This window comes from Paenibacillus sp. HJGM_3, from assembly GCF_045062745.1.
Classification (GTDB): Bacteria; Bacillota; Bacilli; order Paenibacillales; family NBRC-103111; genus Paenibacillus_AA.
In genome coordinates, this window is record NZ_JBJGED010000013.1 from 43,073 (window position 1) to 66,102 (window position 23,030).

Annotated in this window: 25 protein-coding genes; 20 read left to right on the plus strand and 5 right to left on the minus strand. The window is 51.5% G+C overall.

Features of this window, described 5'->3' with window-relative positions:
* Positions 1 to 41: 41 nt before the first annotated feature.
* Positions 42 to 1,184 carry a sensor histidine kinase gene (locus tag ACI5FR_RS15820; protein WP_405455883.1) on the minus strand — a complete coding sequence of 381 codons (1,143 nt, stop codon included), beginning with the start codon at positions 1,182 to 1,184 and terminating at the stop codon, positions 42 to 44.
* 196 nt (positions 1,185 to 1,380) lie between these two features.
* Between ACI5FR_RS15820 and ACI5FR_RS15825 the strand changes: the two genes are divergently transcribed.
* The 3 genes from ACI5FR_RS15825 to arsC are packed head-to-tail and all read left to right on the plus strand — an operon-like array spanning position 1,381 to position 3,551.
* A complete protein-coding gene (locus ACI5FR_RS15825; protein ID WP_405455885.1) occupies positions 1,381 to 1,704 on the plus strand; it encodes an ArsR/SmtB family transcription factor in 324 nt (107 codons plus the stop codon).
* Between the two features lie 15 nt (positions 1,705 to 1,719).
* Entirely contained in the window at positions 1,720 to 3,123 is a 1,404-nt protein-coding gene (locus tag ACI5FR_RS15830; RefSeq protein ID WP_405455887.1) for an arsenic transporter, read from the plus strand.
* A 2-nt stretch (positions 3,124 to 3,125) separates the two neighbouring features.
* Positions 3,126 to 3,551 (plus strand): arsenate reductase (thioredoxin), encoded by a 426-nt coding sequence (arsC, locus tag ACI5FR_RS15835; protein WP_405455889.1) that lies wholly within the window; start codon positions 3,126 to 3,128, stop codon positions 3,549 to 3,551.
* A 68-nt stretch (positions 3,552 to 3,619) separates the two neighbouring features.
* On the opposite strand, the gene ACI5FR_RS15840 is transcribed toward arsC, so the two are convergent.
* Complete coding sequence (locus ACI5FR_RS15840; protein WP_405455892.1) at positions 3,620 to 3,958, minus strand: hypothetical protein; 339 nt, start codon at positions 3,956 to 3,958, stop codon at positions 3,620 to 3,622.
* A gap of 201 nt (positions 3,959 to 4,159) precedes the next feature.
* Between ACI5FR_RS15840 and ACI5FR_RS15845 the strand changes: the two genes are divergently transcribed.
* From ACI5FR_RS15845 to ACI5FR_RS15875, 7 genes are all read left to right on the plus strand, one after another.
* Positions 4,160 to 4,378: a spore germination protein gene (locus tag ACI5FR_RS15845; protein WP_405455894.1), complete on the plus strand. Its 219-nt coding sequence runs from the start codon at positions 4,160 to 4,162 to the stop codon at positions 4,376 to 4,378.
* Positions 4,379 to 4,599: 221 nt separating this feature from the next.
* Positions 4,600 to 5,175 (plus strand): sulfurtransferase TusA family protein, encoded by a 576-nt coding sequence (locus ACI5FR_RS15850; protein ID WP_405455896.1) that lies wholly within the window; start codon positions 4,600 to 4,602, stop codon positions 5,173 to 5,175.
* Between the two features lie 6 nt (positions 5,176 to 5,181).
* Positions 5,182 to 6,318, plus strand: coding sequence for an MBL fold metallo-hydrolase (locus ACI5FR_RS15855; RefSeq protein WP_405455898.1), 1,137 nt, complete (start codon positions 5,182 to 5,184; stop codon positions 6,316 to 6,318).
* A gap of 54 nt (positions 6,319 to 6,372) precedes the next feature.
* Positions 6,373 to 6,852 carry a DsrE/DsrF/DrsH-like family protein gene (locus ACI5FR_RS15860; RefSeq protein ID WP_405455900.1) on the plus strand — a complete coding sequence of 160 codons (480 nt, stop codon included), beginning with the start codon at positions 6,373 to 6,375 and terminating at the stop codon, positions 6,850 to 6,852.
* A gap of 73 nt (positions 6,853 to 6,925) precedes the next feature.
* Positions 6,926 to 7,186: a metal-sensitive transcriptional regulator gene (locus tag ACI5FR_RS15865; RefSeq protein WP_405455902.1), complete on the plus strand. Its 261-nt coding sequence runs from the start codon at positions 6,926 to 6,928 to the stop codon at positions 7,184 to 7,186.
* A gap of 86 nt (positions 7,187 to 7,272) precedes the next feature.
* On the plus strand, positions 7,273 to 7,722 hold the full coding sequence (locus tag ACI5FR_RS15870; RefSeq protein WP_405455904.1) for a MarR family winged helix-turn-helix transcriptional regulator: 450 nt from the start codon (positions 7,273 to 7,275) through the stop codon (positions 7,720 to 7,722).
* A gap of 142 nt (positions 7,723 to 7,864) precedes the next feature.
* On the plus strand, positions 7,865 to 8,677 hold the full coding sequence (locus ACI5FR_RS15875) for an arsenite methyltransferase (RefSeq protein ID WP_405455907.1): 813 nt from the start codon (positions 7,865 to 7,867) through the stop codon (positions 8,675 to 8,677).
* A 127-nt stretch (positions 8,678 to 8,804) separates the two neighbouring features.
* On the opposite strand, the gene ACI5FR_RS15880 is transcribed toward ACI5FR_RS15875, so the two are convergent.
* Together ACI5FR_RS15880 and ACI5FR_RS15885 are read right to left on the minus strand one after the other, a co-directional pair.
* Complete coding sequence (locus tag ACI5FR_RS15880) at positions 8,805 to 9,518, minus strand: YwaF family protein (RefSeq protein ID WP_405455910.1); 714 nt, start codon at positions 9,516 to 9,518, stop codon at positions 8,805 to 8,807.
* Positions 9,519 to 9,572: 54 nt separating this feature from the next.
* A complete protein-coding gene (locus ACI5FR_RS15885; RefSeq protein WP_405455913.1) occupies positions 9,573 to 9,881 on the minus strand; it encodes a hypothetical protein in 309 nt (102 codons plus the stop codon).
* Between the two features lie 62 nt (positions 9,882 to 9,943).
* Between ACI5FR_RS15885 and infC the strand changes: the two genes are divergently transcribed.
* The 7 genes from infC (at position 9,944) to ACI5FR_RS15920 (ending at position 18,113) form a co-directional block, all read left to right on the plus strand.
* Complete coding sequence (gene infC / locus ACI5FR_RS15890; protein WP_405455915.1) at positions 9,944 to 10,423, plus strand: translation initiation factor IF-3; 480 nt, start codon at positions 9,944 to 9,946, stop codon at positions 10,421 to 10,423.
* 234 nt (positions 10,424 to 10,657) lie between these two features.
* Positions 10,658 to 11,494: a helix-turn-helix transcriptional regulator gene (locus ACI5FR_RS15895; protein WP_405455918.1), complete on the plus strand. Its 837-nt coding sequence runs from the start codon at positions 10,658 to 10,660 to the stop codon at positions 11,492 to 11,494.
* A gap of 141 nt (positions 11,495 to 11,635) precedes the next feature.
* Positions 11,636 to 12,631 carry a phosphotransferase enzyme family protein gene (locus ACI5FR_RS15900; RefSeq protein ID WP_405455921.1) on the plus strand — a complete coding sequence of 332 codons (996 nt, stop codon included), beginning with the start codon at positions 11,636 to 11,638 and terminating at the stop codon, positions 12,629 to 12,631.
* A 33-nt stretch (positions 12,632 to 12,664) separates the two neighbouring features.
* Complete coding sequence (locus ACI5FR_RS15905) at positions 12,665 to 14,239, plus strand: polysaccharide deacetylase family protein (RefSeq protein ID WP_405455924.1); 1,575 nt, start codon at positions 12,665 to 12,667, stop codon at positions 14,237 to 14,239.
* Complete coding sequence (locus ACI5FR_RS15910) at positions 14,233 to 15,156, plus strand: Gfo/Idh/MocA family protein (RefSeq protein ID WP_405455927.1); 924 nt, start codon at positions 14,233 to 14,235, stop codon at positions 15,154 to 15,156. Before ACI5FR_RS15905 ends, ACI5FR_RS15910 begins: the two co-directional genes overlap by 7 nt.
* 12 nt (positions 15,157 to 15,168) lie before the next feature.
* A complete protein-coding gene (locus ACI5FR_RS15915; RefSeq protein ID WP_405455930.1) occupies positions 15,169 to 16,923 on the plus strand; it encodes a carbon-nitrogen hydrolase family protein in 1,755 nt (584 codons plus the stop codon).
* The gene (locus ACI5FR_RS15920) at positions 16,920 to 18,113 is read left to right on the plus strand and encodes a DegT/DnrJ/EryC1/StrS family aminotransferase (RefSeq protein ID WP_405455933.1); all 1,194 of its coding nucleotides are present in this window, start codon (positions 16,920 to 16,922) and stop codon (positions 18,111 to 18,113) included. The genes ACI5FR_RS15915 and ACI5FR_RS15920 overlap by 4 nt, the downstream gene beginning before the upstream one ends.
* 147 nt (positions 18,114 to 18,260) lie before the next feature.
* Here the strand turns inward: ACI5FR_RS15920 and ACI5FR_RS15925 are convergent, their stop codons facing one another.
* A complete protein-coding gene (locus tag ACI5FR_RS15925) occupies positions 18,261 to 19,076 on the minus strand; it encodes an AraC family transcriptional regulator (protein WP_405455935.1) in 816 nt (271 codons plus the stop codon).
* Between the two features lie 283 nt (positions 19,077 to 19,359).
* Here ACI5FR_RS15925 and ACI5FR_RS15930 point away from each other — a divergent pair, with 283 nt between their 5' ends.
* From ACI5FR_RS15930 to ACI5FR_RS15940, 3 genes are all read left to right on the plus strand, one after another.
* Positions 19,360 to 20,646: an ABC transporter substrate-binding protein gene (locus ACI5FR_RS15930; protein WP_405455938.1), complete on the plus strand. Its 1,287-nt coding sequence runs from the start codon at positions 19,360 to 19,362 to the stop codon at positions 20,644 to 20,646.
* A gap of 100 nt (positions 20,647 to 20,746) precedes the next feature.
* Entirely contained in the window at positions 20,747 to 21,595 is an 849-nt protein-coding gene (locus ACI5FR_RS15935; RefSeq protein WP_405456122.1) for a sugar phosphate isomerase/epimerase family protein, read from the plus strand.
* A 35-nt stretch (positions 21,596 to 21,630) separates the two neighbouring features.
* Positions 21,631 to 23,028, plus strand: coding sequence for an FAD-dependent oxidoreductase (locus ACI5FR_RS15940; protein ID WP_405455940.1), 1,398 nt, complete (start codon positions 21,631 to 21,633; stop codon positions 23,026 to 23,028).
* The last annotated feature ends 2 nt before the right edge of the window (positions 23,029 to 23,030 follow it).

Genomic DNA, 23,030 nt, shown 5'->3' on the forward strand with positions numbered 1-23,030 from the left:
GGAGGAAACGCAGATTTTCCGAATATGTCTTCGGCTATGGGTTATGAGGGAAGCGCAATGCTTTCTTTTTCAATCGTAAATTTTATGAAAAATGTTGTTTCGCTTGCACTCGATGTAAAGGTCACATCGCCCGAATTTTTTACCATGATTTGTTTGCAGATCGCCAGGCCGAGCCCGGTGCCGTCCCTTTTACTGGAGACAAAAGGTTCGAATAGGGAATCTTTGATTTCCTCCTGGATTTCAGGACCGTTATTAGTAACGGAGATGATGTATTGATCCTCGGCAAGCCGACTCGCTACGATGATTTTCTTATCTTTCTCGACCTCGGAAAGGGCATCGATACTGTTATTGATAATATTGGATAGAACCTGCTGCAACGCAATTTTTTGAATGTGGAGAGGGATATCCGTCCCCTCGATATATTGAAAATCAATCCGATCGTTGATCAATCTAGGGGTGATTAAGGCGATCACCGATTTAATCAGCGTGTTGGATGAAATTTGTTCAAAAGGCTCTTCAATCAAGTCTTTCTTGGAGAAGCTTAGGAAACCTGTAATTTGCAATTGAATATTGTTAAATTCACTTTCAATCGTTTCTAAATAAGATATTAATTTGGATGCTTGATTGTTTATTACTGCATTACGCAGCAGCTTCAAGAAGCCTAATATGGTTGTCAATGGGTTTCTTATCTCATGCGCCATACTAGCCGCCATTTTTCCTATGATCGTCAATCTCGATTCGTGCAGAGCCGTAATGGTTTGTTCATTTTTTTGTAAACGATTAATTAAAATCGCATGGTATTCATCAAGAACCGCTCTTTCATACTCAAATACGCGGTGTGTGATCTTTCTGATCAAGCGGAGCGGGATCTCTTTACCAAGAGGATGTTCCGCCACAAAATACAAAATGGAATCGACCATCAACTGGTTGCTATGTACAATATGGGCTACGGAGACGTCTCTTTTAATAAGTTGTTCGCATACAAGGGAAATGCCGGCCTGAAGCGGGTGCTCTTCTAACGGGGTATTCAATTCCAGCAAATAATCGAAGTATGTATAGGATTCTTGCATAAGATGTTCATGGTTATGAAATCCGGGGAAATGTAAGACTAGCCGCTCGTACCAAGAGGATATAATGATTTTTTTGTTGCTTTGTAATATTTCCAGGAATTCCCGGTCAGACATTTTCTTGCCCCCTGTCAGTAAGGTTTTTTCTATTTTCGATAAAGTATTACTTAGTCCTCCCTATGATACTAAACGGATTTTTTGCGACTCAAACCTAAGGAAATGATTTTGAATCTGTTTTTTACATTTTCTTAACTTTTATATATAACGGAATAATTATATAATGATTTACAAATAAATTGGAGTGTGCGAATCAATGAACCAAATCGAAGAAATGGCCGACGTTCTGAAGCTGTTGGGGGATCGAAACCGGCTTTCGATCGTCGCTTTGCTGAATGAAAAGGAGCTTTGCGTATGCGAGATTGTGGAACTGCTGCAAACGAGCCAGCCTAACGTAAGTCAGCATATGCGAAAATTAAAGGATGGCGGCTTGGTGAAGGAATCGAGGAAAGGCCAATGGATCTATTATTCCTTAAGCATTCTAGACCGGCCTTATATTGCGGAAATTCTAAAGCAGATCCCCTCTCAATTAGAGAAGATTCAGTCGGCTTCATGTGAAGATAATACGTGCTGCAATTAATTCAGGAGGACTTGGATGGTTTACGTAGCCTTTCTTATTTTTGTGATCACCTTGACATTCGTCATCTGGCAGCCGAGAGGATTGAATATCGGTTGGTCGGCCGGCGCAGGCGCCATCCTTGCCTTACTATGCGGCGTGGTCAGTATCGCGGATGTCGGTACCGTAACCGGCATCGTTTGGAATGCAACCTTGGCTTTTGTAGCGATCATCCTAATCTCGCTCGTGCTGGATAAGATCGGTTTTTTTGAGTGGGCCGCCTTACATATGGCCCGGTTGGCACGAGGAAATGGGATGCTGATGTTTACCTTTATCATCCTGCTGGGATCGGCGGTCGCCGCCCTGTTCGCCAATGATGGCGCTGCCTTGATCATCACTCCGATTGTGCTCGCGATGGTCCGGGCGCTTAACTTCGAGGAAAAGACGATACTGCCTTACATCATGGCGAGCGGGTTTATCGCCGATACGGCCTCGCTGCCGCTCGTCGTCAGTAATTTGGTGAATATCGTATCCGCCGATTATTTCGAGATCGGATTCGCCGAATACGCCAGCCGCATGATCGTGCCTACGTTCTTTTCGATTATGGCGAGTCTCCTCGTTTTGTATTTGTATTTTCGGACTAGCCTTCCGAAGACGTACAACCTTGCTCAGCTCAAGAAGCCGAAAGAAGCGATAAAGGATCGGAGACTGTTCCAGTTCTCTTGGGTCATTCTCGCCGCCTTGCTGATCGCGTATTTCGCCAGCGAATTTCTGTCCATCCCCGTTTCCTTCATTGCCGGGATCGCCGCTATCGCCTTTTTGTTCGCCGCGAGAAAAAGCCCGGTTATTCATACACGGAAACTCATCAAAGAAGCGCCATGGGCGGTTGTCATTTTCTCGATCGGCATGTACGTGGTCGTATATGGATTAAGGAACGCCGGGTTGACCGATGCATTAGGGAGCGTCATTGAAGCGGTTGCGGATAACGGTCTGTTCGCGACGACGGTAGGCATGGGCTTTATCGCGGCGATCCTGTCGTCCATTATGAATAACATGCCGACGGTCATGATCGATGCGCTGGCGATCCAGGGTACCGTCACCCAAGGGGTTGTGCGGGAAGCGCTCATCTACGCCAATGTGATCGGTTCCGATTTGGGTCCGAAGATCACCCCGATCGGATCGCTGGCCACGCTGCTTTGGCTGCATGTCCTATCCGCGAAAAATGTAAAGATCAGCTGGGGGACTTATTTTAAAATCGGCGTGATTTTAACCATCCCGACCTTGTTTATCACGCTCACCGGTCTTTATTTGTGGCTTGATTTTGTACAATCGTTCAGCGTAAACGTATGGTTATGCATAGCTGCGTTTATCGGCGGGATCGTGGGGGTCGCGTGGATTGTAAGAACCGCATGGGGCAGCAAACAAACGAAAAGGAGCTATTAACGATGGAGAACAAACCTTTGGTTTACTTTCTATGTACGGGGAACTCCTGCAGAAGTCAAATCGCGGACGGCTTTCTGAGAGCACTTGGCAGCGACAACTATGAGGTGAAAAGTGCCGGGCTCGAAGCCCACGGATTGAACCCGCGCGCGGTTCAAGTGATGAAGGAAGCCGGCGTCGATATTAGCCGTCATACTTCGGATGTCATCGACCCGGACATTCTGAACCGGGCCGACTATGTGATCACGCTGTGCGGACACGCGGACGAGCATTGCCCCGTGATCTCCAACAAGAGCGTAACGAAGTGGCACTGGGGGTTCGATGATCCGGCCAAAGCGACCGGAACGGAAGAGGAAATCATGATCCAGTTCCGAACTGTCCGGGATTCGATTAAGAACCGGATCGAACGGTTCGTCAGAGAAGGGAAATGAGGGGAAAAGAAAACCACTTATCCGAGTGGTTTTCTTTTTTACTCTGTTAAGTTTCACGTACATAGAATTCAATTGTTAATAATCATGTTTATTTTCGTTTGAATATCCGTGCGCAAGAATGCTTTTGCTTCGTCGTTGCCTGTCAACTGCAACAAAACCGGCTCCTCTGCATGGCTTGCAATGACCGTGAACGTTAAAAACGGACAGCATTTCCGCTCCATGCTTACCCATTCATTGATAAGCCGCAGCGTTTCCGAATCCCCTGGAAATTGATACTGGTACCCGTTTTCAAGCTCCGTAATGCCTTGCCTTCTGCTTTCGAGCTCTCCCCATATGTTCTTGTACTCTTCCCGCTGTTCTTTCGTAAAAACCGTATGGCAGCATGCGACTGGTTTTTCTTTACTCATGTTTATCCCCTTTCACTTTGCCAATTCCCTTTTTTCATTTACATCACCTTCCAATACCGGTGCGGCGTTAATAGTAATCTTGAATAGCATGCGGTTGCTTGGATTTAAGCGATAAGGTTTTTTTGGTCGCAATTGAGGGGCGGAACAAATAACGGGGGCATATCATGAAAGGAACAAAAGTGTTAAGAAGGGGAGAGCACATTGCCTTCATGTGTTGGAAACATCGAAGTATCGAGTTTAAACCCAAGTTCCATTTTCCAGGTTGGAGATATTTCTGTTTCTTCACCGGCAAGTACTTCAAAAACGTTTGCCGGAGCAAATTCCTCTAATACAGGCGATACTTTTGGAATAAGTATTACAAACAATGAAGCTAATCTTACAAAGACGAATGACATGGATATAAAGGATGCTGTGAAGTAACGCAAGTAAAATGTGTACGCAAAAAGACGTTCTGCATTGGGGTTCGCATGAGAAACATGTTCTCATGCTTTTTTGTGCTGGAAGGCTCCATATTGGAATCCAATTCCAATTGACTGTTTATACCCCATGGGGTATATTATTTTTAGTTTTTGTTATACCCCCATGGGTATATGGGGCTGGATAATTAGAATGAGATATTTCAAATGCAGGAGGGAAAAGAAATGCCAATTCCAGTGGATCAAATCTTGGATGCAAAAGGACTGGCTTGTCCGATGCCAATGGTAAAAACAAAAAAAGCCATGGAAGCCCTTTTGCCGGGGCGTGTGTTGGAAGTTCAGGCTACGGACAAAGGTTCCATTGCGGATATTCAAAGTTGGGCTGCAAAAGTAGGCCATGCTTATTTGGGAACCAGGGTCGATGCAGAAGTGATTTTTCATTACCTTCGGAAAGCAAGTCCCATTGAAGTGAAACCTGAAACGAAGCACCCCATTACAGTAACGAACGATGAACTACTTCAAAAATTGGAACGAGAAGGCAATGATATTGTGCTCATCGATGTCCGTGAACCCGCCGAATATGCATTCGGGCACATACCGGGAGCCTTGTCCGTCCCCTTAGGAACATTGGAAGAAACAATGAAAACCTTCGATTTATCCCTTAACATTTATGTGATTTGTCGCACGGGAAATCGAAGCGATTTAGCGGCACAGCTGCTTTCGAATCAAGGGTTTACGAAAGTAACCAATATTATTCCGGGAATGTCCCAATGGACAGCGCCTGTCAACAGGGAGGAGTGATGAGTTTTGGCAAAGCTAACCCCCGTGACGGCGGCCGAATTAACTCGTCACATCATGGAGAAGAAAAAGCTTTTCGTATTGGACGTTCGCAACGAGGAGGACTTTCATAAATGGAAAATCGAAGGCGAGAACGTGGAAATTCTCAATGTTCCGTACTTTGAATTGTTTGATGGCGTCGAAGGCATCCTCCATCTAATACCTGAAGATAAGCCGGTGATTGTAGTCTGTGCGAAAGAAGGCTCTTCGATTTTCGTCGCGGAGCAATTGCTTGCACACGTAAAAACACAGCTGTTCTACCTGGCAGGAGGGATGAGAGCGTGGAGCGAGCACTTGGAGCCCATTAAAATCGGCAATCTTCAAAACGGGGGCGAAATTTATCAATTTAATCGAATCGGTAAAGGATGCTTGTCCTACATGTTGATTTCGAACCGGGAAGCACTGGTCGTCGACTCAGCTCGAATGATTACCGCGTACGAACAGTTTGCCACAGAGAAAAACATTCGCATTCGGCATATTATCGACACACACTTGCATGCGGACCATATCTCTGGCGGAAGAATGATGGCCGAAAAGTTAAACGCCGCCTACTGGTTGCCTCCAAGAGATGCGGAGGAAGTCACTTTTGCTTACAATGCGCTGGAAGAGGGCAGAGAAATCAGGATTGGCGGATCAACCGTGAAGGTAGCCCCCCTATACACACCGGGGCACACGATTGGCAGCACCACTCTGATCGTCGATGGCCAATACTTGCTTACAGGAGACATCCTTTTCGTAGAATCGATCGGACGACCCGACTTAGCCGGGAAAGCGGAAGACTGGGTGAATGACTTGCGGACCACCTTGTATTCCAAGTATAAATCAATGGACGAAACCCTGATTGTCCTTCCTGCGCACTTTGGAAACATGACAGAAATGAATGATGACGGTACGGTCTCGGCTCGGTTAGGTGATTTGTTTAAGACCAATGCCGGATTCCATATAACGAGCGAAGATCAATTCAGGGAGTCCGTCACCCTTAATTTGCCCCCGCAACCAAATGCTTATCAAGACATTAGGAAAACCAACATGGGGCAAATGAACCCTACTGAGGTCGAGCAGCAGGAGATGGAAGTGGGTCCTAACCGTTGTGCGGTTCACGAGTAAATACAAGGAACGGATACCTCGTTTGATATTAAGCATAAGGAGGAGTGAACCCTCGTGGAGAACAAGGAAAAAACAACGATTGTCTTGTTCAGCGGCGAAATGGATAAGGCCATTGCTGCGTTTATTATTGCAAATGGAGCAGCCGCCTACGATCAAGAAGTGACGATTTTCTTTACGTTTTGGGGATTGAATGCACTTCGAAAGGATGAAGTCGTCCCTACGAAAAAAGGATTTTTAGAGCGCATGTTTGCAACCATGATGCCGCGCGGCGTTAATAAACTGGGACTTTCCAAAATGAACTTTGGCGGCATAGGCCCTAAAATGATTAAACATGTGATGAAGAAGCATAACGTGCTCACGCTTCCCGGACTGATCGAACTGGCTCAAGAGCAGGGGGTAAAGCTCGTGGCATGTACCATGACGATGGACCTGCTTGGTCTGCAAAAGGAAGAACTGCTAAATGGAATTGAATATGCAGGCGTCGGAGCTTACCTCGGAGATGCAACGGATGCAAAGGTGAACTTGTTCATATAACCGTTCCGTTGTTAATTCTGATTAACATAGTCATAATAGAACCTATACCAGTAACGTAATGGGGTGAGGTTGAATGAATTATGATGATGATTTGAAAAAGCGTCTTCGCCGAATGGAAGGCCAAGTCCGCGGCGTATTGAAAATGATGGAGGAAGACAAGCACTGCAAAGAAGTGGTGGCTCAAATCTCCGCGATCCGAAGTGCAGCGGACAAAGCGATCGCGTACATTGTCGCTAAAAACCTGGAGCAGTGTATTCTGGATGAAAAAGACAACGGCGGCGATACAGGCAAAGTAGTTGCCGAAGCAGTCGAGCTGTTAATCAAAAGCAGATAAAAAGAAGGGTTGCTCGTAGTGGCAACCCATTAAAACACTTGCAAAATGCAAATAAAACATGTATAACTAACACAGGGGGAATCGACATGGAAAACATACGCGCGCTTTTTCAGACTATGACTCGCCGTTTTGGGTTTCTTAATAAAAACTGTTGTACGGCCGGCGGCTGCGACATCTCCTTGATTCAAAGCCATATTCTGTACGAAATTGACCATCAGCATAAACCTTCCATTCAGCAAGTGGCGGATGCATTGGGAACCGATATTACGACGTTCAGCCGGCAAGTCCAATCGCTAATCAAAATGAATTTGGTGAAAAAGACGCCGGATCCGGACGACCGGAGAGTGTACATCCTTTCCCTGACCACTGAGGGCAAATACGTGGCGACCACGATCGACCAGCAAATGAACGGGTATTTGAACGAAGTGTTTTCTCACATGAATGAATTTGAAAAAGAGACCGTGATTCGCTCCATCAAGCTATTGAACGCCGCCATGGCCAAATCCAGCTCGTGCTGCACGACCCCAATCGGGTAATTTCTTTTTCGATAATACTTGCAATTTGCAAATAATATAAAGGGTCAGTCAAATGGAGAGGAGGTGGTGCCGTGGGAAATATGTAGGATGGATTGGGTGTCATGATAACGAGACCAATAAAATTCACCAAGGAGTGATAAACATGGAGCAAGCAAGTCACGATCAAATTCGCCAAAACGTTCGCAGCCGGTACAAGGAGGTGGCCTTGCAAACCGTTCGTACAGGCTCAAGCTGCTGCGCTCCCGCGGATCCCGACTCCGGTTGCTGCACGACGTCATTAAGTTACGAGGATGTATCCGCGCAGCTCGGCTATTCCAGCGAAGAGCTAGGTGCCGTTCCGGCCGGCGCCAACTTGGGTCTTGGCTGCGGCAATCCGCAGACGATAGCGGCGCTTCAACCCGGAGAGGTTGTATTGGACCTGGGCAGCGGCGGAGGCTTCGATTGCTTCCTGGCGTCCCGACAAGTCGGGGAGACGGGTCGTGTAATCGGAGTGGATATGACGCCGGAGATGGTTAGCCGCGCGAGGAGCAATGCGGGCAAAGGCGGGTTTACGAATACGGATTTCCGGCTGGGCGAAATCGAACATTTGCCTGTACCGGATGGAACCGCGGATGTCATTATTTCCAATTGTGTCATTAACCTCTCTCCAGCCAAACAACAAGTGTTTGATGAAGCGTTTCGTGTTCTGAGAGCCGGGGGACGGCTGGCCATTTCGGATATTGTCACAACCGCCGAGCTTCCTCCTGAGATCAAAAAGGACTTGGACAAAATGTACGCAGGCTGCATTTCGGGGGCCTCGTCGGTCGGCGAGCTGACGGCCATGCTGACGCGGAGTGGATTTAAAGAAATCGTGGTGGAACCTAAAGACGACTCCAAAGAATTTATCAAAGACTGGGTGCCGGGGGCAAATCTAGATCAGTACATCGCATCGGCTGTGATCAAAGGGACGAAATAAAAAAAGGGACCCTTGGCAACGGGCCACGGGTCCTAAGTCTTGCTATATATCAAAAAGGGGGTCGAGTTCTAGTATAGGCTAGAAACATTAACCCCAGATGAAAGGAACATTTCATTTTGATTACAAATTAGGCTCGGCGCCGGCTGAGGGCGAAAGGTGCGTACAGCAGCAGGAATAGCACAACCGCGACGCCCTCGAGTGAAAGCAAGTACCACGGGTACGGGCCGAGCAGGTCCAGGAGGGAGGCGGTCTCCGGCTTGCGCGAGACGAACATGTAGTTGCCTCCCGTCCAATAATTGACTAGCAGCACCAACACGAGCAGCACGTTCAGAATCCCCATCGTGATCGCAATGGATCTCATCGTAGGCCGGAATTGTTCCACCCAGACCATGTATAACACCGCCAGAATGACCGCGATATGAGCCGCGAAAAATTCAAAGAACAAAAAGTGCGGAAACGGATACCCCAGTACCGGCGTAAGCATCGCCTGAATCGCCCCGCCGATCCCCGTGAAATAGGCGACCTGAAAAATCCGGTAGCTGCGCAGCAGCAGCATCAGGACGCACAAATAGAGCGAGACGGTGCAGAGCTCGAGCGGCAGCGACTCCTTGAGGCTGTAGACGCCCTCCTCCACATACCACACATTGAGTCCCAGCTCGCAAGCGGCCAGCAAGGCAGCCAAGCCGTAGCGCACATAGCGGCGCCTTCCGCCCGACCGCAGCCAGTGCCTCCCCGCATACAGCACAACGACCAATCCCGCGAACAGCATCAGGACGAGCCAATGGGAGACGGAATATGGAAGGAACGAAGCCGGATCGTTCACATCGAAGAAACGGCGCATGGCCGTCCCCCTTCCTACGGATTCATGAATGGCCTATTAGGCCCAACTGCACGCTTACGCTCTGCGCTTTGCCCGGGCGGCGATCGCTTCGCTGACGACGAACGCCAGGGCGTCGTTGTCATACAACGACAGCACGCCGAGCACCGCCCGATCCGGGATGTCCCCCGCTTCCTCACGCGGCACCGTCAGCTCGATCGCCTGCTGCAGGGCCGGGTTCGCCTCCTGCGCCGGATAGGCTAGCGCATACAGCGCGGCCGGATCCAGATGGTGGTTGACACACCATTGGGCGAACACGAGAATCATCATCTGTTCGTCCCGCTGGTAATTGTGGATGATCTGCTCTTCGATCTGTCGTCGACTCATTGCTTAATCTCCTCGCGCACGGTAATATGGGTTCATTATAGCGAAGGCAAGGGGGGACCACAATGATTATGAACGAGAAAATCAAAGCGTCCGAGGTCCGGCTGACCGGCGTGAACGGCGAAGAGCTCGGCGTGGTGCCGACTAGCGAGGCGCTGGCTATGGCCCGCCGGCTGAAAGTCGACCTCGTCTGCGAGTCGCTCCTGCAGAGCCCGCCGCCCTGCAGGCTGATCGGCGCCGGAGCGGCGAAGGAGGCGCAGCAGCAGGCGCGCAAGCAGGAGCGGGCGCCGAAGCTGAAGGAGATCCGGCTCACGCCGCACATCGAAGAGCACGACTACGACACGAAGAAGCAGCAGGCGGAGCGGCTGCTGAAGGGCGGCGACGCGGTGCTGTTCACCGTGCGGCTGCAGGGCAAAGAGGGCCCGCAGGCCAGGGCGCTGCTGGAACGGCTGCAGCGGGAGCTGAAGCCGCACGGCACGCCCAAGACGGGCATCCAGCTGAGCGGCAAGCAGGCGGCCGTGCAGCTCGATCCGGCGCAAGGGTAAGCGAGGCGGGTCAGCGCAGCGAAAAAAAGGGACCCCTGGCAACGGGCCACGGGTCCAAGGCTTGCTATATATCAAAAAGGGGGTCGAGTTCTAGTATAGGCGATAAACATTAAACGAACGTAAAACGAACATTTCAATTTGATTACAATTCATCATATTAATCCGGAAACGACGTAGTAAAATGAAATAAGGCTAATTCTGCATCCATTCTAAAGTTCAGGACGGTGAGCGCTGGTGGATTTCGGAATAAACGTGATTTGGTTCTCGAAAGAGAAGTATTTGCCAGGAGACGACCAACCCGTACATAGCCACAAATATTTTCATTATATTTTCGTACTAAGCGGAAAAGCCCATCTCACGGTCGGGGGGCAGCGTTTCGACGTGCAAGCCGACGAGTTCTTCCTGACGCCGGCCGGGGTGACGCACAGTCTCAGATCCATCGACAAAGAAGGCTTGCGTGTCATCGAGATCAAATTCGATGTGCACGACGAGCCGCTCCGGCGCCGATTGACCGAATTGGACGCCAGAATTCAGACCGAAGGAACCCCCATCCGCTATATCCTCGAAAATTTGATCCGTGAAGGCATGAGCCAAAATCAATATTATTCCGAGATGATCCATCTGAAGGTCATGGAAGTGTTGATCTGTCTCATTCGCGGTGCAAGCGTTGGGCCGACCATGCCTCAGATCGAGATCGCCAAGGAACCGGCCGCCATGCTGGGCCATTTCGATCCGGTGCTGGCTTACCTGGATGCCAATCTCGATCAAGAGATCAACCTCGACCGTCTGGCGAAGCTGAGCCGGATGTCCAAGCATTATTTTTGCCGCAACTTCAAGAGCCTCTATGGCATTTCTCCCATTCAATATTTGAACAAGAAACGGTTAGCGCGCGCCAAGGAACTGATGCTATATTCGGATCTGAATATTACGCAAATCTCGGCCAAGGTCGGCGTCCCGGACATCCACTATTTCAGCCGAATATTCAAGAAGCATGAGCGGATGAGTCCCCAAGAGTATTTGAAGAAGCACAAGCCGAATCTGTATTTCATGTTAGACGAATTGAACTATTGAGCCCATCTCCCGTTCGGCAATATTATTCAAACATGAAGCAAGAATCTACAAATCCTTCCGGCTGGATCTGATGTATAGTTACATCAAGCAATCCGAATTGGGGGTGGTGGCCAGGTGACCGTTGCGGAGCAGGGAATCCCGATGGAGGTATTACAGGCTTACGGCTTGTCCGATTCCGTATCCTCTTGTATTCCCGGAGGAACGGCCAACCGGAATTTCATCATTCAAGGAGGTGGAGAAGAGCGGGTCCTGCGCAGACGCAATTCGAAATACAGCGGAGAAGCGCAGCTACGCTACGAAGCCGAGTATTTGCGGCATATGGCCGCGCATGGCATCCCGGTCCCCGCGCCGCTACACAACCGGATGGGACAGCTGTGGACCGTCTCGAACGACGGCGGGGTGTACCAGTTGTACCCGTTCCTCGGCGGTCAGCCGTTCGACCGGGAGCGCATCGAGCAAGTCGAGGACGCAGGCCGGTTCCTGGCGGCCCTGCATGACGCCGGAGAAAGCTTCGTGCCGCTCGCGTCGAGAACGTTCCCCCGATACGATCGTCCGGCGGACATGATGGAGGCGGTGGAGAGCGTTCGGAGCGACCGGCATTCAGTGCTGCTGCCGGAAGAGAAACGAATCTTTGATTTTTTGATCGCCCGGCTGCAAAGCCTGCAAGCGCAGCTTTCGGACACGGTCTATTGGGCGTTGCCTGCGGCCGTTATTCACGGCGACTATCACCCGGCGAACGTCAAATACGCTGGGAATCGGGTCTGCGGCTTGTTCGACTTCGACTGGGTTGGCGTTCAGCCGAGAATTCGGGATGTGGCGGACGGCTTGATCTATTTCTCCGGCGTACGGGACGACCTGCTCGACGGCGGCGATATTTTCTCGCTGACGAGAGCATGCACGTTCGCACCGGAGCGATGCAGGGCGTTCCTCCAGGCCTATCAGAGCGAGGCGAGCCGCCGGCTCGACGATAGGGAACTCGCCTGTCTTCCTTGGCAAATGACGGCGCGTCTCATCAACAGCCGGGTGCTCGCCTTGCCCAAAATTCCGTCCGTGCGGTATGTCGAGATGTTGACGGAAGGCATGGAGTCTCCTCTCATTTGGTTGGCGGAACACCAGGAGTCGTTTTTCGTGACTTAAAAAGAGTGATGAATGATGGAACGGAGGGGAACCGTGAGCAAAGTTCTGTTGTTAAGTCGAGAAGCCGGTGCGGAGTCACGTGAATGGAAGATGTGGGCGAAAGCCGCAGAGTTCTGGGGGCTGCCCTATGAGCTGGCCGATGAGGCGACGTTCGCTCAAGTGGATGAGACCGCTTACAGCCTCATCCTTGTAGCAGGTGCTGAAGAGATAGGAGCGTCTGCTGCAAACAAGCTGCGCAGCTTCGCCGCGGAGGGAGGCGGCGTTCTCATAAGTGGGCCTCTGCCGGCCGAGTTGTGCGACTTGTTCGGCGGCATCCGGACCCGGCGTATCGTTCGAACCGGTACGCACCGTTGTATCCGGATCGTGGCCGAGGAAGGACTCGGCGGCTGGCAGGCGGGCGATATTTTGTTCTTCACGAACACGTACCAGCTCGCAGGAACGGATTATCTCGTGGAAGGGCTGGAACGGTTGGAAGGGCGCATACTCGGCGAATCCGAGATGATGACTTTGACGGACGCGGAGTCAGACTCGTGGGGGGATTGGACGGAAGATCCGAGTCCTACGATCATCGCCCGGCAAGTCGGATCGGGGATGATGCTGTACGTGCCCTTGGCGCTGGGCGGCATGGAATGGGTGACCCAACCCCAAATTCCGACGTTCAAGGAATTCCCTTACGTAGTGCACAACCATGCGCTGCTCCTGTTCATGCGCAGCTTATTCGAGTCGGCTGCTGCGCCGGGCAAGCTGTCCGTCCGGCCGCTATGGCCGAGCGGTGCGAAGATGGCCGTCTGCATCACCGGGGACGTGCACGATTACGTCGGCTTGGGGCTCGGCCAGCGGGAAGACCGGGAATACAAGGACATGATCGACTATATGAACGTTTTGCAACAGTTCGGACTGGAAGGCCGCGCCACGTTCTACATCAGCGGAGCGGTCGCCATGCGTCACCCGGAGGAGATCCGGGAAGGCTTCCGACGCGGTTATGAGATGTGTCCGCATACGTACAAGGACACGTGCTACTCCAGCGCCGGATTCGACTATGCCGCGCAGAAGGAAGACATCGATCGCTGTATCCGCGAATTCCGCGCCATCGCCCCCGAGCATAACGACTATGCGAAAGGGTTCCGCACGCATGGCTACAACAGCAACTACGACACGAGACGCGCGCTCGAACGGAGAGAGTACGACTATATAGCGGATTTGCAAGCTTGGGAAGCGGTCGGCCAGCATATCCCGGACTATCCCGAATATCCGGAGCGCTTGATTACATATGCGGCCTTGCCGCAACAGACAATCGATTACCGCGGCAGAGCCATGAACCTGGTGGAGATTCCGGACTCCGTCGTAAACGATCATTTCGTCTACCGGATTCTTCGGTTGGAGCCGGAGCAAGCGGCCGAGTTCTACAAAAAGGAATTCGATAAATTTTATCGGCTCGGCGGGTTGTTCCAAGTGAATTTCCACCCCTACATTTCGCTCAGGGAAGGCCCGGGTCGGGAGGCGGCGTTCCGGGACATTCTCGCCCATATCGCTTCCCACGAGGATATCGCCTTCTTGAGGATGGATGAATTGTGCGAATGGTGGAAAGGACGGGGAGCCCCATGCTGAGAATCGGACTTGTCGACCTGGACACCTCCCATCCCGGCTCTTGGACGCCTATTCTCCGGGAGCTAGGTCATGAAGTAATCGGCGTCTACGACAGCGGCGCTGTATATCCGGCCGGGTACGCGCGCGAATTTGCCGATCGGCACGGGATCGGGCGGGTGTACGACTCGCTTGAACAGATGGCGCACGACGTCGATACAGCCATTGTGCACAGCTGCAATTGGGACGTACATGTCGACCGGGCTCGGCCCTTCCTCTCGGCCGGGAAGAGCGTGCTGCTCGATAAGCCTCTGGCCGGCCATATGAAGGACGTGCTGCAGCTTCTGCGATGGGCCGGGGAGGGGTACCGAATTACCGGAGGTTCTTCGCTCCGGTATGCCGAAGAGGTCGCCCGCTTCCGCGAGCTGTCTGCGGACGAGATCGGGGAACCGTTGTTTCTGTACGGCGGCTGTGCAGTTGACGACTTCAACTACGGGATTCATGCCTACTCGTTGGCCCACGGCTTGCTCGGTCCCGGAATCGACAGTGTGCGCCATCTCGGCTCCCATGGGCAGCATTTGACGGAACTCGTCTGGGAGGACGGGAAGCGGGCCGTACTGGCGATCGGGGGGACGGCAGGCTACCAGCCTTTCTATGCAACGCTTACGTGCAGCAAAACGATTCATCACATCCAAGTCGATTCCAGCCGAATCTATAAATCTTTTTTGACCCGGGTACTGCCTTACTTGGCCGGGGAGGTCGAGGCGCCGCCGGTGCCGTTGGAACAACTGCTCGAGGTGGAGATGGCCGCGCTGGCGGTCAAGCAGTCCAGAGCGAACGGAGGGACCCGAGTGTTGCTGCGCGAATTGACCGAGCATACTCCGGGCTATGACGGACAGGCGTTTGCACACGAGTACAGGCTTCAGAAAATGAACCGATGAGGAGGCTCTCCCATGAATCTCTCTCCCAAGGCTAGAATCGCAGTCCTCTCGCTGCCTCTGAGCGACGAGTTCACATTGGTTCCGGACGTCTCGGCACTTGCCGTGCAGCAGGCTCTCGAACAGCTGGACGGGCAGCGTCTGGATCTCGTGCTGCTCCCGCAATACGCCGTGAAGGAATCTTCGGATCCTGCGGAGCAGAGCAAGCTTGAGCTGCTCTATGCATTCGCAGGACGTAACGGCTGCTATATCGTCTTCAATTCGCTCAGGGAGACGGATGAGGGCCGTCGATGCGTCTCGACCATCATCGGACGGAACGGATCGTTTCAAGGGGAATATGTGAAAACGCACCGTCTGGAAGGAATGGACATCGAATTAAGCCTAGGGGACGACCTACCCGTGTTTGCGCTTGATTTCGGCCGGGTCGCGCTGATGGCGGGTTCGGATCTGTTCATCCCGGAAGTGGCGGAAATGTACTCGATCAAAGGGGCGGAACTTCTCCTATGCTCGCTAGGCACGCAGGTGCTGCGCGACGACACCGAGATCCACCGACAGCTGAAGGGGCGGGCGGTGGCGAATTATTGCTTTGTCGCCGCATCCGCTTACGCCAGCGACCAGCCGATGTACATGGCCAGCAATGTCAGTGTGATGCACGCCAATCCGGCCCATATCGATGTAACCGGAGACGCGAGCGCCACCTTCAACGCGTTCGGGCTCGGCAAGCATACCGGCCGGGCGGCGGCGTACGACCTCAGGGGCGAGACGATCGCGTCGACGGGCCGGGAAAGCGGGTATGCCGTGTGCGAGCTGCCGATGGAGAAAAAACGCGATGCCTCCCGCTACCTATTCGGCATCGGCTGCATCCTGACGCATCAGAACGAAAGGGGAGTGTTCCGCGAGCTCGGCCGACCGGCGGTGTACGACGGGAAGCGCTATCCGGTCGAGAAGCCCGTATTCGGGTTCGTTCACATCGGGTATCAGCAGACGATCCTGAGCCGGCAGGACGATTGGTACGTCGGCATTTTGGCCCAAGTGGAAGAAGCGGCGAAACGATCCGACATCGTCGTCTGCTCCGAATACTCGAGAGGCGATAACGGCCAGGCGGAGACGGTCGGGCTGCCCGAGTTTTTGCAAGGCTGTTCCGAGCTGGCCCGGACGTATCGCTGCTATGTGGCCGTCAACGAAGCGCTGCAGGGGATGAACACGTCGCTTCTGTTCGACCGGGACGGGGGGCTTGTGCACAAGCATCAAAAGGTGAACCCCCTTAACATGATGTATGAGAAAAAGCTGCCTGCCGGGGACGCGATCGACGTGGTCGAAACCGACTTCGGCCGGATCGGATTCATGATCTGCGCGGACACCTACTGTCAGGAAATCCCTAGAATCCATGCGCTCAAGGGGGCGGAAATCATCCTGATCCAGTCCCAGAGCTGGGGGTACGACGCAAACGCCATAAACGAAGGGTTCTCGCGCGCCTGGGCCATCGAGAACTGCGCCTTCGTCGTGATGAGCAACTTCCCGACCTCGCAGGTCGCGCACCGTACGAACGTCATCGATCCGACCGGCGAGACTGTGTTCGCCACCAACTACGACCGGGCCGGCCTTTATACGTTCCAGCTGGACTTGGAGGCCGTACGCCGCAAGCCCTCCTATATGCTGGAGGACGGGATCGTCCGCCAAGACTTCACGTACCGGTCGCGCATCATGCATGCGCGCAGACCCGAGCTGTATGGCTTGCTGACCGGTTCGGCCGAGGAGGCGCGCCTATGAGCCGGTTAGCCTTGCACGGGGGTGAGCCGGTGATCGGGGACGGGAATGCGCTGCCGAGCCTGTTCCCGAGAGTGATCGCGCCCCGGGCTTATGACTATATCCGGGAGGTGCTCGACTCCGGATTTTTGCCCATTCGCGGCATGGCGTCTCGGTTCGAGCGGAGGTTCGCCGAGGAGCACGGGACCGCCCATGCACTGAGCGCTAGCAATTGTACGTCAGCGATCCATATCGCATTGGCGGCCTTAGGTGTGGGTGTCGGGGACGAGGTCGTCGTCACGTCGGTCAGCGACTACGGCTCGCTCGCCGGCATTCTGGCCCAGCGAGCGGTGCCGGTCTTTTGCGACATCGACCCGGATACGGGCAACATGGACGCCCCGCGAATCTCGCGATGTCTGACCGAGAAGACCAGAGCGATCGTCGTCGTGCACTGGCAAGGTCTGATCTGTGACATGGATCCGATCCTGGAGGTGGCCCGGGCCAGGGGGATTCCGGTTGTAGAAGACTGCTGCCAGTGTCCGCTAGGCGAGTATAAGGGGCGCAAGGCGGGGACCTTCGGCGATATCGGCTGCTTTTCCTTCGATGCGGAGAAGCATCTGAGCACGGAGCATGGCGGGATGCTGATCATGCAGGATCCGGACTTGTACGACCGGGCGTTCAAGTTCTCGATCAACCGGGGCGGCTATCACGTCGAAGGCTTCGGCCGGAAGTACGACATGTTCGGCTACAATTACCGCTATGGCGACATGGAAGCGGCGCTCGGACTGGCGCAGCTCGACATCCTCCCGGAGCAGAACGCCCGAAGGGTGGAGCTCGCGGCCCGGCTGTCGGAGCGGCTCGCGACGATCGACGGGGTGCTCCCCCTACGGATCCCGGACGGGTCCTCGTGCTTGTATTGGATATATCCGGTGTTCTTCGAGATGGACCGGTTCGAGGCGGATATTCGAACGATCGGCGAGGCGATCGAGGCGGAGGGCATTGGCGGGGCGAGCCACGTGCCGTATTACTTTTTCCCGGACAGCGTCGAGTACTTGCCTTGGGACCGGATGACCTTCCGCCGCGAGGAGATGACCGGCGCCCTGTCGTACGTCTCGCGCACGATCCGCTGGGTGTGGCACGACAAGTATTCCGATGCCGACATCGAGAACATGTACCTGGCGATCAAGAAGGTCGCGGATTATTTCAGGAGATAAGTGGCTTAAGTTCTAGGCCTCGCTCCTTTCGTTTTATAGCGAGCTTAATCTTTTTGGCGTCTAAAGAGCCGGTTCCATGGTGACATGATGACCGGTTCTTTTTGCGTATTGAGGCAGGTTTTTGCAAGTTGTTATGGGTAACGAGCTCTATACCCGGTTCATTTCGCGATATTTTGTGGGCCTCATTCCCATACTTTTAGCAAACACGAGGCTCAAATAGAAGCCGTTATCGTAGCCGCAGCGGCCCGCGATCTGATCCAGCGTCATGTCGGTATCAAGCAGAAGTCCTGCTGCCCTGCGGATGCGCAAAGATCGGACGAGTTCTGACGGGTTCATGTGGAACGATTTCCGGAAACGGCGTGTAAACTGGACGGGGCTAAGTCCAAGCAGGCCGGATAGCTCGTTCATGCCGAATGGAGTATAGGCGTGCCGATAGAGCCATTCCATCGCCCGGTTCATCAGATCATCTTCCGAATTCGGAAGATGATCAAGCTTATCTTTTAGATGCTCATCTTCCCAATCCTCGCATGTGAGTTGCCACATATCATTGAGAATCATTTGTTTGCGCTGGACATTGCGCGGGTCGACCGCGAGGTGGAGCTTGCGCAAGTAGGCGAAGTCAGAAAACAGCCGTCTACCGTCCGTTGGATGCGATTTAACGGAAGGCAGCAGCGGCTTGAGCTCCGATTGTGGGTTAGCGGCAAATTCGAAGCCGATATAATGGAGTCCCAGTGGCGACACCATTTCGCGATGAAATGTGTGGCCTGGAGGACAATAAATAAGATCTCCGGCGCTTGCCTCTCCGCTTTCTGCACCTATTCGAAACCGGAATTTCCCCGATTCAACGGCAAACATCACCCATACAGGATAAGTGTCCGCCTGCATTTCAAATTGTTCCTTCCGCTCGAAATAAAAGTGAAAAGCCAGCAGCAGCTGCTGGTTCCATAAAGCTTGCGCATCCATAATGCAGCATCGGCTCCTCGAGTTGAAATAAAATATATTATAAATGAATGATTACTGTATGTTCAAGAGTTAAAGATGCTGTTCTAATGAAATAAAAATACGATTTACAATTTCCTTACGTAGAATTAACAGAATATGCGAATTGAATTGATATACTCAAACTGCCAATTAGACAAATGAGTGAATGGGGCATTTGTCAATGGGGGAAAAGGCAAATCTTCACACTTTGCTAATGGAGGTTATCACTTTGAAGAGCACTTTGAGAAGCAAGAGGATTTCTTTATTGCTGAGCCTGTCAATCTTAGGAACTGCAGTACTGGCAGGTTGCGGGCAGGAACAAGCGGAGCAGAAGAGCGAAGGCACCCCGCAACCCGCACCTGCGAAGGTCGTGGACACGACGCCCGTTACGCTCAAGTTTGCCGTACATTTGCCGATTACCGAAGAATTTAAGCAGCTCTACATCGAGCCGGTCACAAAGAAGTATCCCCATATTACGCTGGAGCTCTTGAGTGCCAGCTCGTTTAAGGCATACGATGAGCTAATTGCTTCCGGCCAGGTTCCGGATCTCTACATTTCATTTAACGGCAATATGCCGGGATTAAAAGAGCGGTCCATAAACATGGATATGAAGCCGCTTTTTCAGAAAAATCAAGTGGATTTGAACCGGTTCGAGCAAAACTACTTGGACGATATTCAATATGCGGCGACTGAAAAAGGCGAGTTATACGGCTTGCCGATCGAAACAGGATTTCATGCGTTGTATTACAATAAGGACATTTTCGATAAATTCGGCGCCCCATATCCGAAGGATGGGATGACCATGGAGGATGCTTTAGAGCTTGCCAAAAAGGTGACTCGGGTCGATAACGGCGTTCAGTATCGAGGTTGGGACGTAGGGAATATCGTGAGACTGGCTCAACCTCTCGGGCTGGAGTATATGGACCGCAAAACGGAGAAGGCGATTACGTCAAGTGAAGGCTGGAAACGTGTGTTCGAATTGGGGAAGCAAATCTATTCGATTCCCGGCAATGAACCGTCGAAAGATTCGAATAAGAACGGATTGAACGGGTTCGTCAAGGACCGCACGGTTGCGATGATGAATGAAACCAGCAAGTTCTCACAGCTAAAAGAGGCGGAGGGACTTAATTGGGATGTCGTACAGATTCCGTTCTTCAAGGATAGACCGAATATTTATGGAAATTCGACCGTTTATATGGTGGGAGCAGTTCCAACAACCAAACACATGGATCAAGTGTTTCAGGTGATCGAGGTGTTAACTTCCGATGAAGTGCAAATGAACGTTTCCAAATCCGGCCGAATATCGCCGCTTAAGAGCGAAGCCGTGAGGAAAGCGTTCGGGCAGGGCGATCCTTCCTTGAAAGATAAAAACATTGCGGGGATTGTGAAAAGCAAACCGGTGAAATACCCGATCTACTTAAACAGGGAAATCGCCGAACCTCTCACTACGAAGAAGTTTGATGTCTTCCTGAAGGGCCCGGACGATGTGAACACGGTGTTGAAAGAGCTGGACGAGGAAATCAATAAAGCAACCGCAACAATTGGAAAATAACGGATCGAAAAAATAATGCCGTTCAGCCGTCAAGCAAATTCACTCGAAAGGATGATCAAACTTGAGGCTTTCAACGACAACAGGCACTTTCAGCCTAACCTTGTCAGGAGGCTATACGCCCTATAAAGAATCGATTAGAAGGTTAAAGACAGCAGGATATGATGTGGTGGACATTAATTTTTGCCGAGCGCTGACGGGCCAAACCGATCTTGTCAGAGACAACTGGGAGCAATTGATGCATGAGCTCCGAGATGAGGCCGAGAAGCTGGGTATCGAGTTTACGCAGTCCCATCCAGTATTTTTACCGGGTCATGTGAATGATCAGACGGCGGAGCGGCTGGAGGTGTACCAGGAGATGATGCGCCGTTCCATTATCGCGAGCTCCATTCTCGGTGTGAAATGGGCGGTCGTACATCCTCAAGAGGACAGGGCGAAAACCGCCCTGGACGTGGATGCATGCATTAAGGACAATGTGGAGCATTTCTCTCCCATTGTTGAGCTTGCCGTCAGTCACAATGTCGGTATCGCTTTTGAAAATATGATCGAAAGGGAAACGTCCAAGAGGCGGTTTGCCAGCCACGCGGCCGAGCTCGCTGCGCTGATCGACGTCTGGGGCGAGCCCCGAGTAGGCGCATGCTGGGACTTCGGTCACGCCAATTTCCTGTACAAGGATCAGCGCCCGGCGCTCCGTACACTTGGCAAGCGGCTCAAGGCGACTCACGTAAACGATAATTACGGCAAATCGGATGAGCACATGTTTCCGTTCCACGGCAGCGTAGACTGGCGTTCGATCATGCCGGTGCTTGTCGAGATCGGGTACGAGGGCGATTTTACATATGAGACGCATAAGGAGTTTAACCGACTGCCCGAGCCTTTAAAAGACTCGTTAGCGAAGGTTGGATACGAAATCGGCCAATACTGCCTGACATTATTGGACGCTGGCGGATGATCGAGGCACAATGAAAAAGAAGGAGAAGGTATAGTATGGAAAATCGTGCTGAAAGACAAGTAATTCAAACTCAAGTTCTTGTTCTTGGTGGTGGTTCCGGAGGGGTTGGCGCAGCCATTTCAGCAGCGCGTGAAGGAGCAGAGACCATTTTAGTTGATCGTCAAGGCTTTTTAGGCGGGAACATGACTATAGGGTTGCCATTACTAGCTTTTTTGGATGCCCAAGGTCGCCAGGTAACAAGGGGGCTTCCTCAAGAGATTGTTGATCGTTTGGTAGAATTGGGCGGTTCATTCGGACATAGAGAATGTCCATTGCATAATTCAACTACAGTAATTGACCCTAATTTGATGAAAATCGTTGTCTTTGAAAAAATGAAGCAATATGGGGTGCGGCCATTATTGCATTGTGAAATTATTGGAACGACTGTTGAAAATGGTGAACTGAAGTCAGTTATTGTTAAAGGAAAAGGAAAAGAAATAGAAATCTTTGCGGATGTATTTGTTGATGCGACAGGTGATGGTGATGTTGCCTATATGGCGGGAGCCGAATTCGAAAAAGGGCAATATGCGAATGGTGAAACCCAGCCGCCTACGTTAATGTTTACAGTAGGAGGCTTTAATTTAGAAAAGTTTATGGATTATTTGGAGGAACACCCGGAGGAATTAAAACATGGATCATCCATGAAAATCCGTCCTGGTTACACGGCTGAGTTTTTGCGAGCAAGTGAAAATCATGTGTTTGTCGGATTAAAAAACACGGTTTCCAAACTCAGAAAAGAAGGAAAGTGCCCTATTGATCGGGATACAATTATTTATATTAATTTGCCTAGAGAAGGCTATATTGCTTTAAACTGTATTCGAATATTGAACTTTGACGGCACAAAAATTGAAGAGTTGAGTAGAGGTGAAATTGAATCAAGCCTACAAATTATACCTCTAATTAATATGTTAAAAGAACATATACCTGGCTTTGAGAATATTTATTTATCCTCTATAGCACCATTTTTGGGTATTCGGGAAACACGGCGAATAATAGGCAAGCAAATGATACGTGAAGAAGCTGCTGTAAATGGAGTCATTCCTAATGATACCATCGCTTTAGGTTCCTATATTATTGATATTCATAGCGGTTCCGGGGATTCAACCCTGATTAGGTCACTTGCGGGTCCTTATGGGATAACCTATGGGGCAACTATTTCTAAAGATGTTAAACGACTTATGTTAAGCGGACGTTGTATAAGTGTGGATCCGGTTGTGTTCGGCTCTTCACGAGTTATGCCTACTTGTATGGCGGTTGGCGAAGGAGTAGGGATCGGGGCTGCATTAGCTGTACAACAAAATATTGCTCCGGAAGATGTAGATGTCCAGATTATAAGACAAAAATTACGCGAGTATGGAGCCATACTTTCATTGGAAGAAAATATAAAATCTTAATT

Coding starts and splice junctions, on each gene's coding strand:
- ACI5FR_RS15820 (WP_405455883.1), bottom strand. CDS start 1,184: ATGTCTGACCGGGAATTCCTGGAAATATTACAAAGCAACAAAAAAATC.
- ACI5FR_RS15825 (WP_405455885.1), top strand. CDS start 1,381: ATGAACCAAATCGAAGAAATGGCCGACGTTCTGAAGCTGTTGGGGGAT.
- ACI5FR_RS15830 (WP_405455887.1), top strand. CDS start 1,720: ATGGTTTACGTAGCCTTTCTTATTTTTGTGATCACCTTGACATTCGTC.
- arsC (WP_405455889.1), top strand. CDS start 3,126: ATGGAGAACAAACCTTTGGTTTACTTTCTATGTACGGGGAACTCCTGC.
- ACI5FR_RS15840 (WP_405455892.1), bottom strand. CDS start 3,958: ATGAGTAAAGAAAAACCAGTCGCATGCTGCCATACGGTTTTTACGAAA.
- ACI5FR_RS15850 (WP_405455896.1), top strand. CDS start 4,600: ATGCCAATTCCAGTGGATCAAATCTTGGATGCAAAAGGACTGGCTTGT.
- ACI5FR_RS15865 (WP_405455902.1), top strand. CDS start 6,926: ATGAATTATGATGATGATTTGAAAAAGCGTCTTCGCCGAATGGAAGGC.
- ACI5FR_RS15870 (WP_405455904.1), top strand. CDS start 7,273: ATGGAAAACATACGCGCGCTTTTTCAGACTATGACTCGCCGTTTTGGG.
- ACI5FR_RS15875 (WP_405455907.1), top strand. CDS start 7,865: ATGGAGCAAGCAAGTCACGATCAAATTCGCCAAAACGTTCGCAGCCGG.
- ACI5FR_RS15880 (WP_405455910.1), bottom strand. CDS start 9,518: ATGCGCCGTTTCTTCGATGTGAACGATCCGGCTTCGTTCCTTCCATAT.
- ACI5FR_RS15885 (WP_405455913.1), bottom strand. CDS start 9,881: ATGAGTCGACGACAGATCGAAGAGCAGATCATCCACAATTACCAGCGG.
- infC (WP_405455915.1), top strand. CDS start 9,944: ATGATTATGAACGAGAAAATCAAAGCGTCCGAGGTCCGGCTGACCGGC.
- ACI5FR_RS15900 (WP_405455921.1), top strand. CDS start 11,636: ATGGAGGTATTACAGGCTTACGGCTTGTCCGATTCCGTATCCTCTTGT.
- ACI5FR_RS15910 (WP_405455927.1), top strand. CDS start 14,233: ATGCTGAGAATCGGACTTGTCGACCTGGACACCTCCCATCCCGGCTCT.
- ACI5FR_RS15915 (WP_405455930.1), top strand. CDS start 15,169: ATGAATCTCTCTCCCAAGGCTAGAATCGCAGTCCTCTCGCTGCCTCTG.
- ACI5FR_RS15920 (WP_405455933.1), top strand. CDS start 16,920: ATGAGCCGGTTAGCCTTGCACGGGGGTGAGCCGGTGATCGGGGACGGG.
- ACI5FR_RS15925 (WP_405455935.1), bottom strand. CDS start 19,076: ATGGATGCGCAAGCTTTATGGAACCAGCAGCTGCTGCTGGCTTTTCAC.
- ACI5FR_RS15940 (WP_405455940.1), top strand. CDS start 21,631: ATGGAAAATCGTGCTGAAAGACAAGTAATTCAAACTCAAGTTCTTGTT.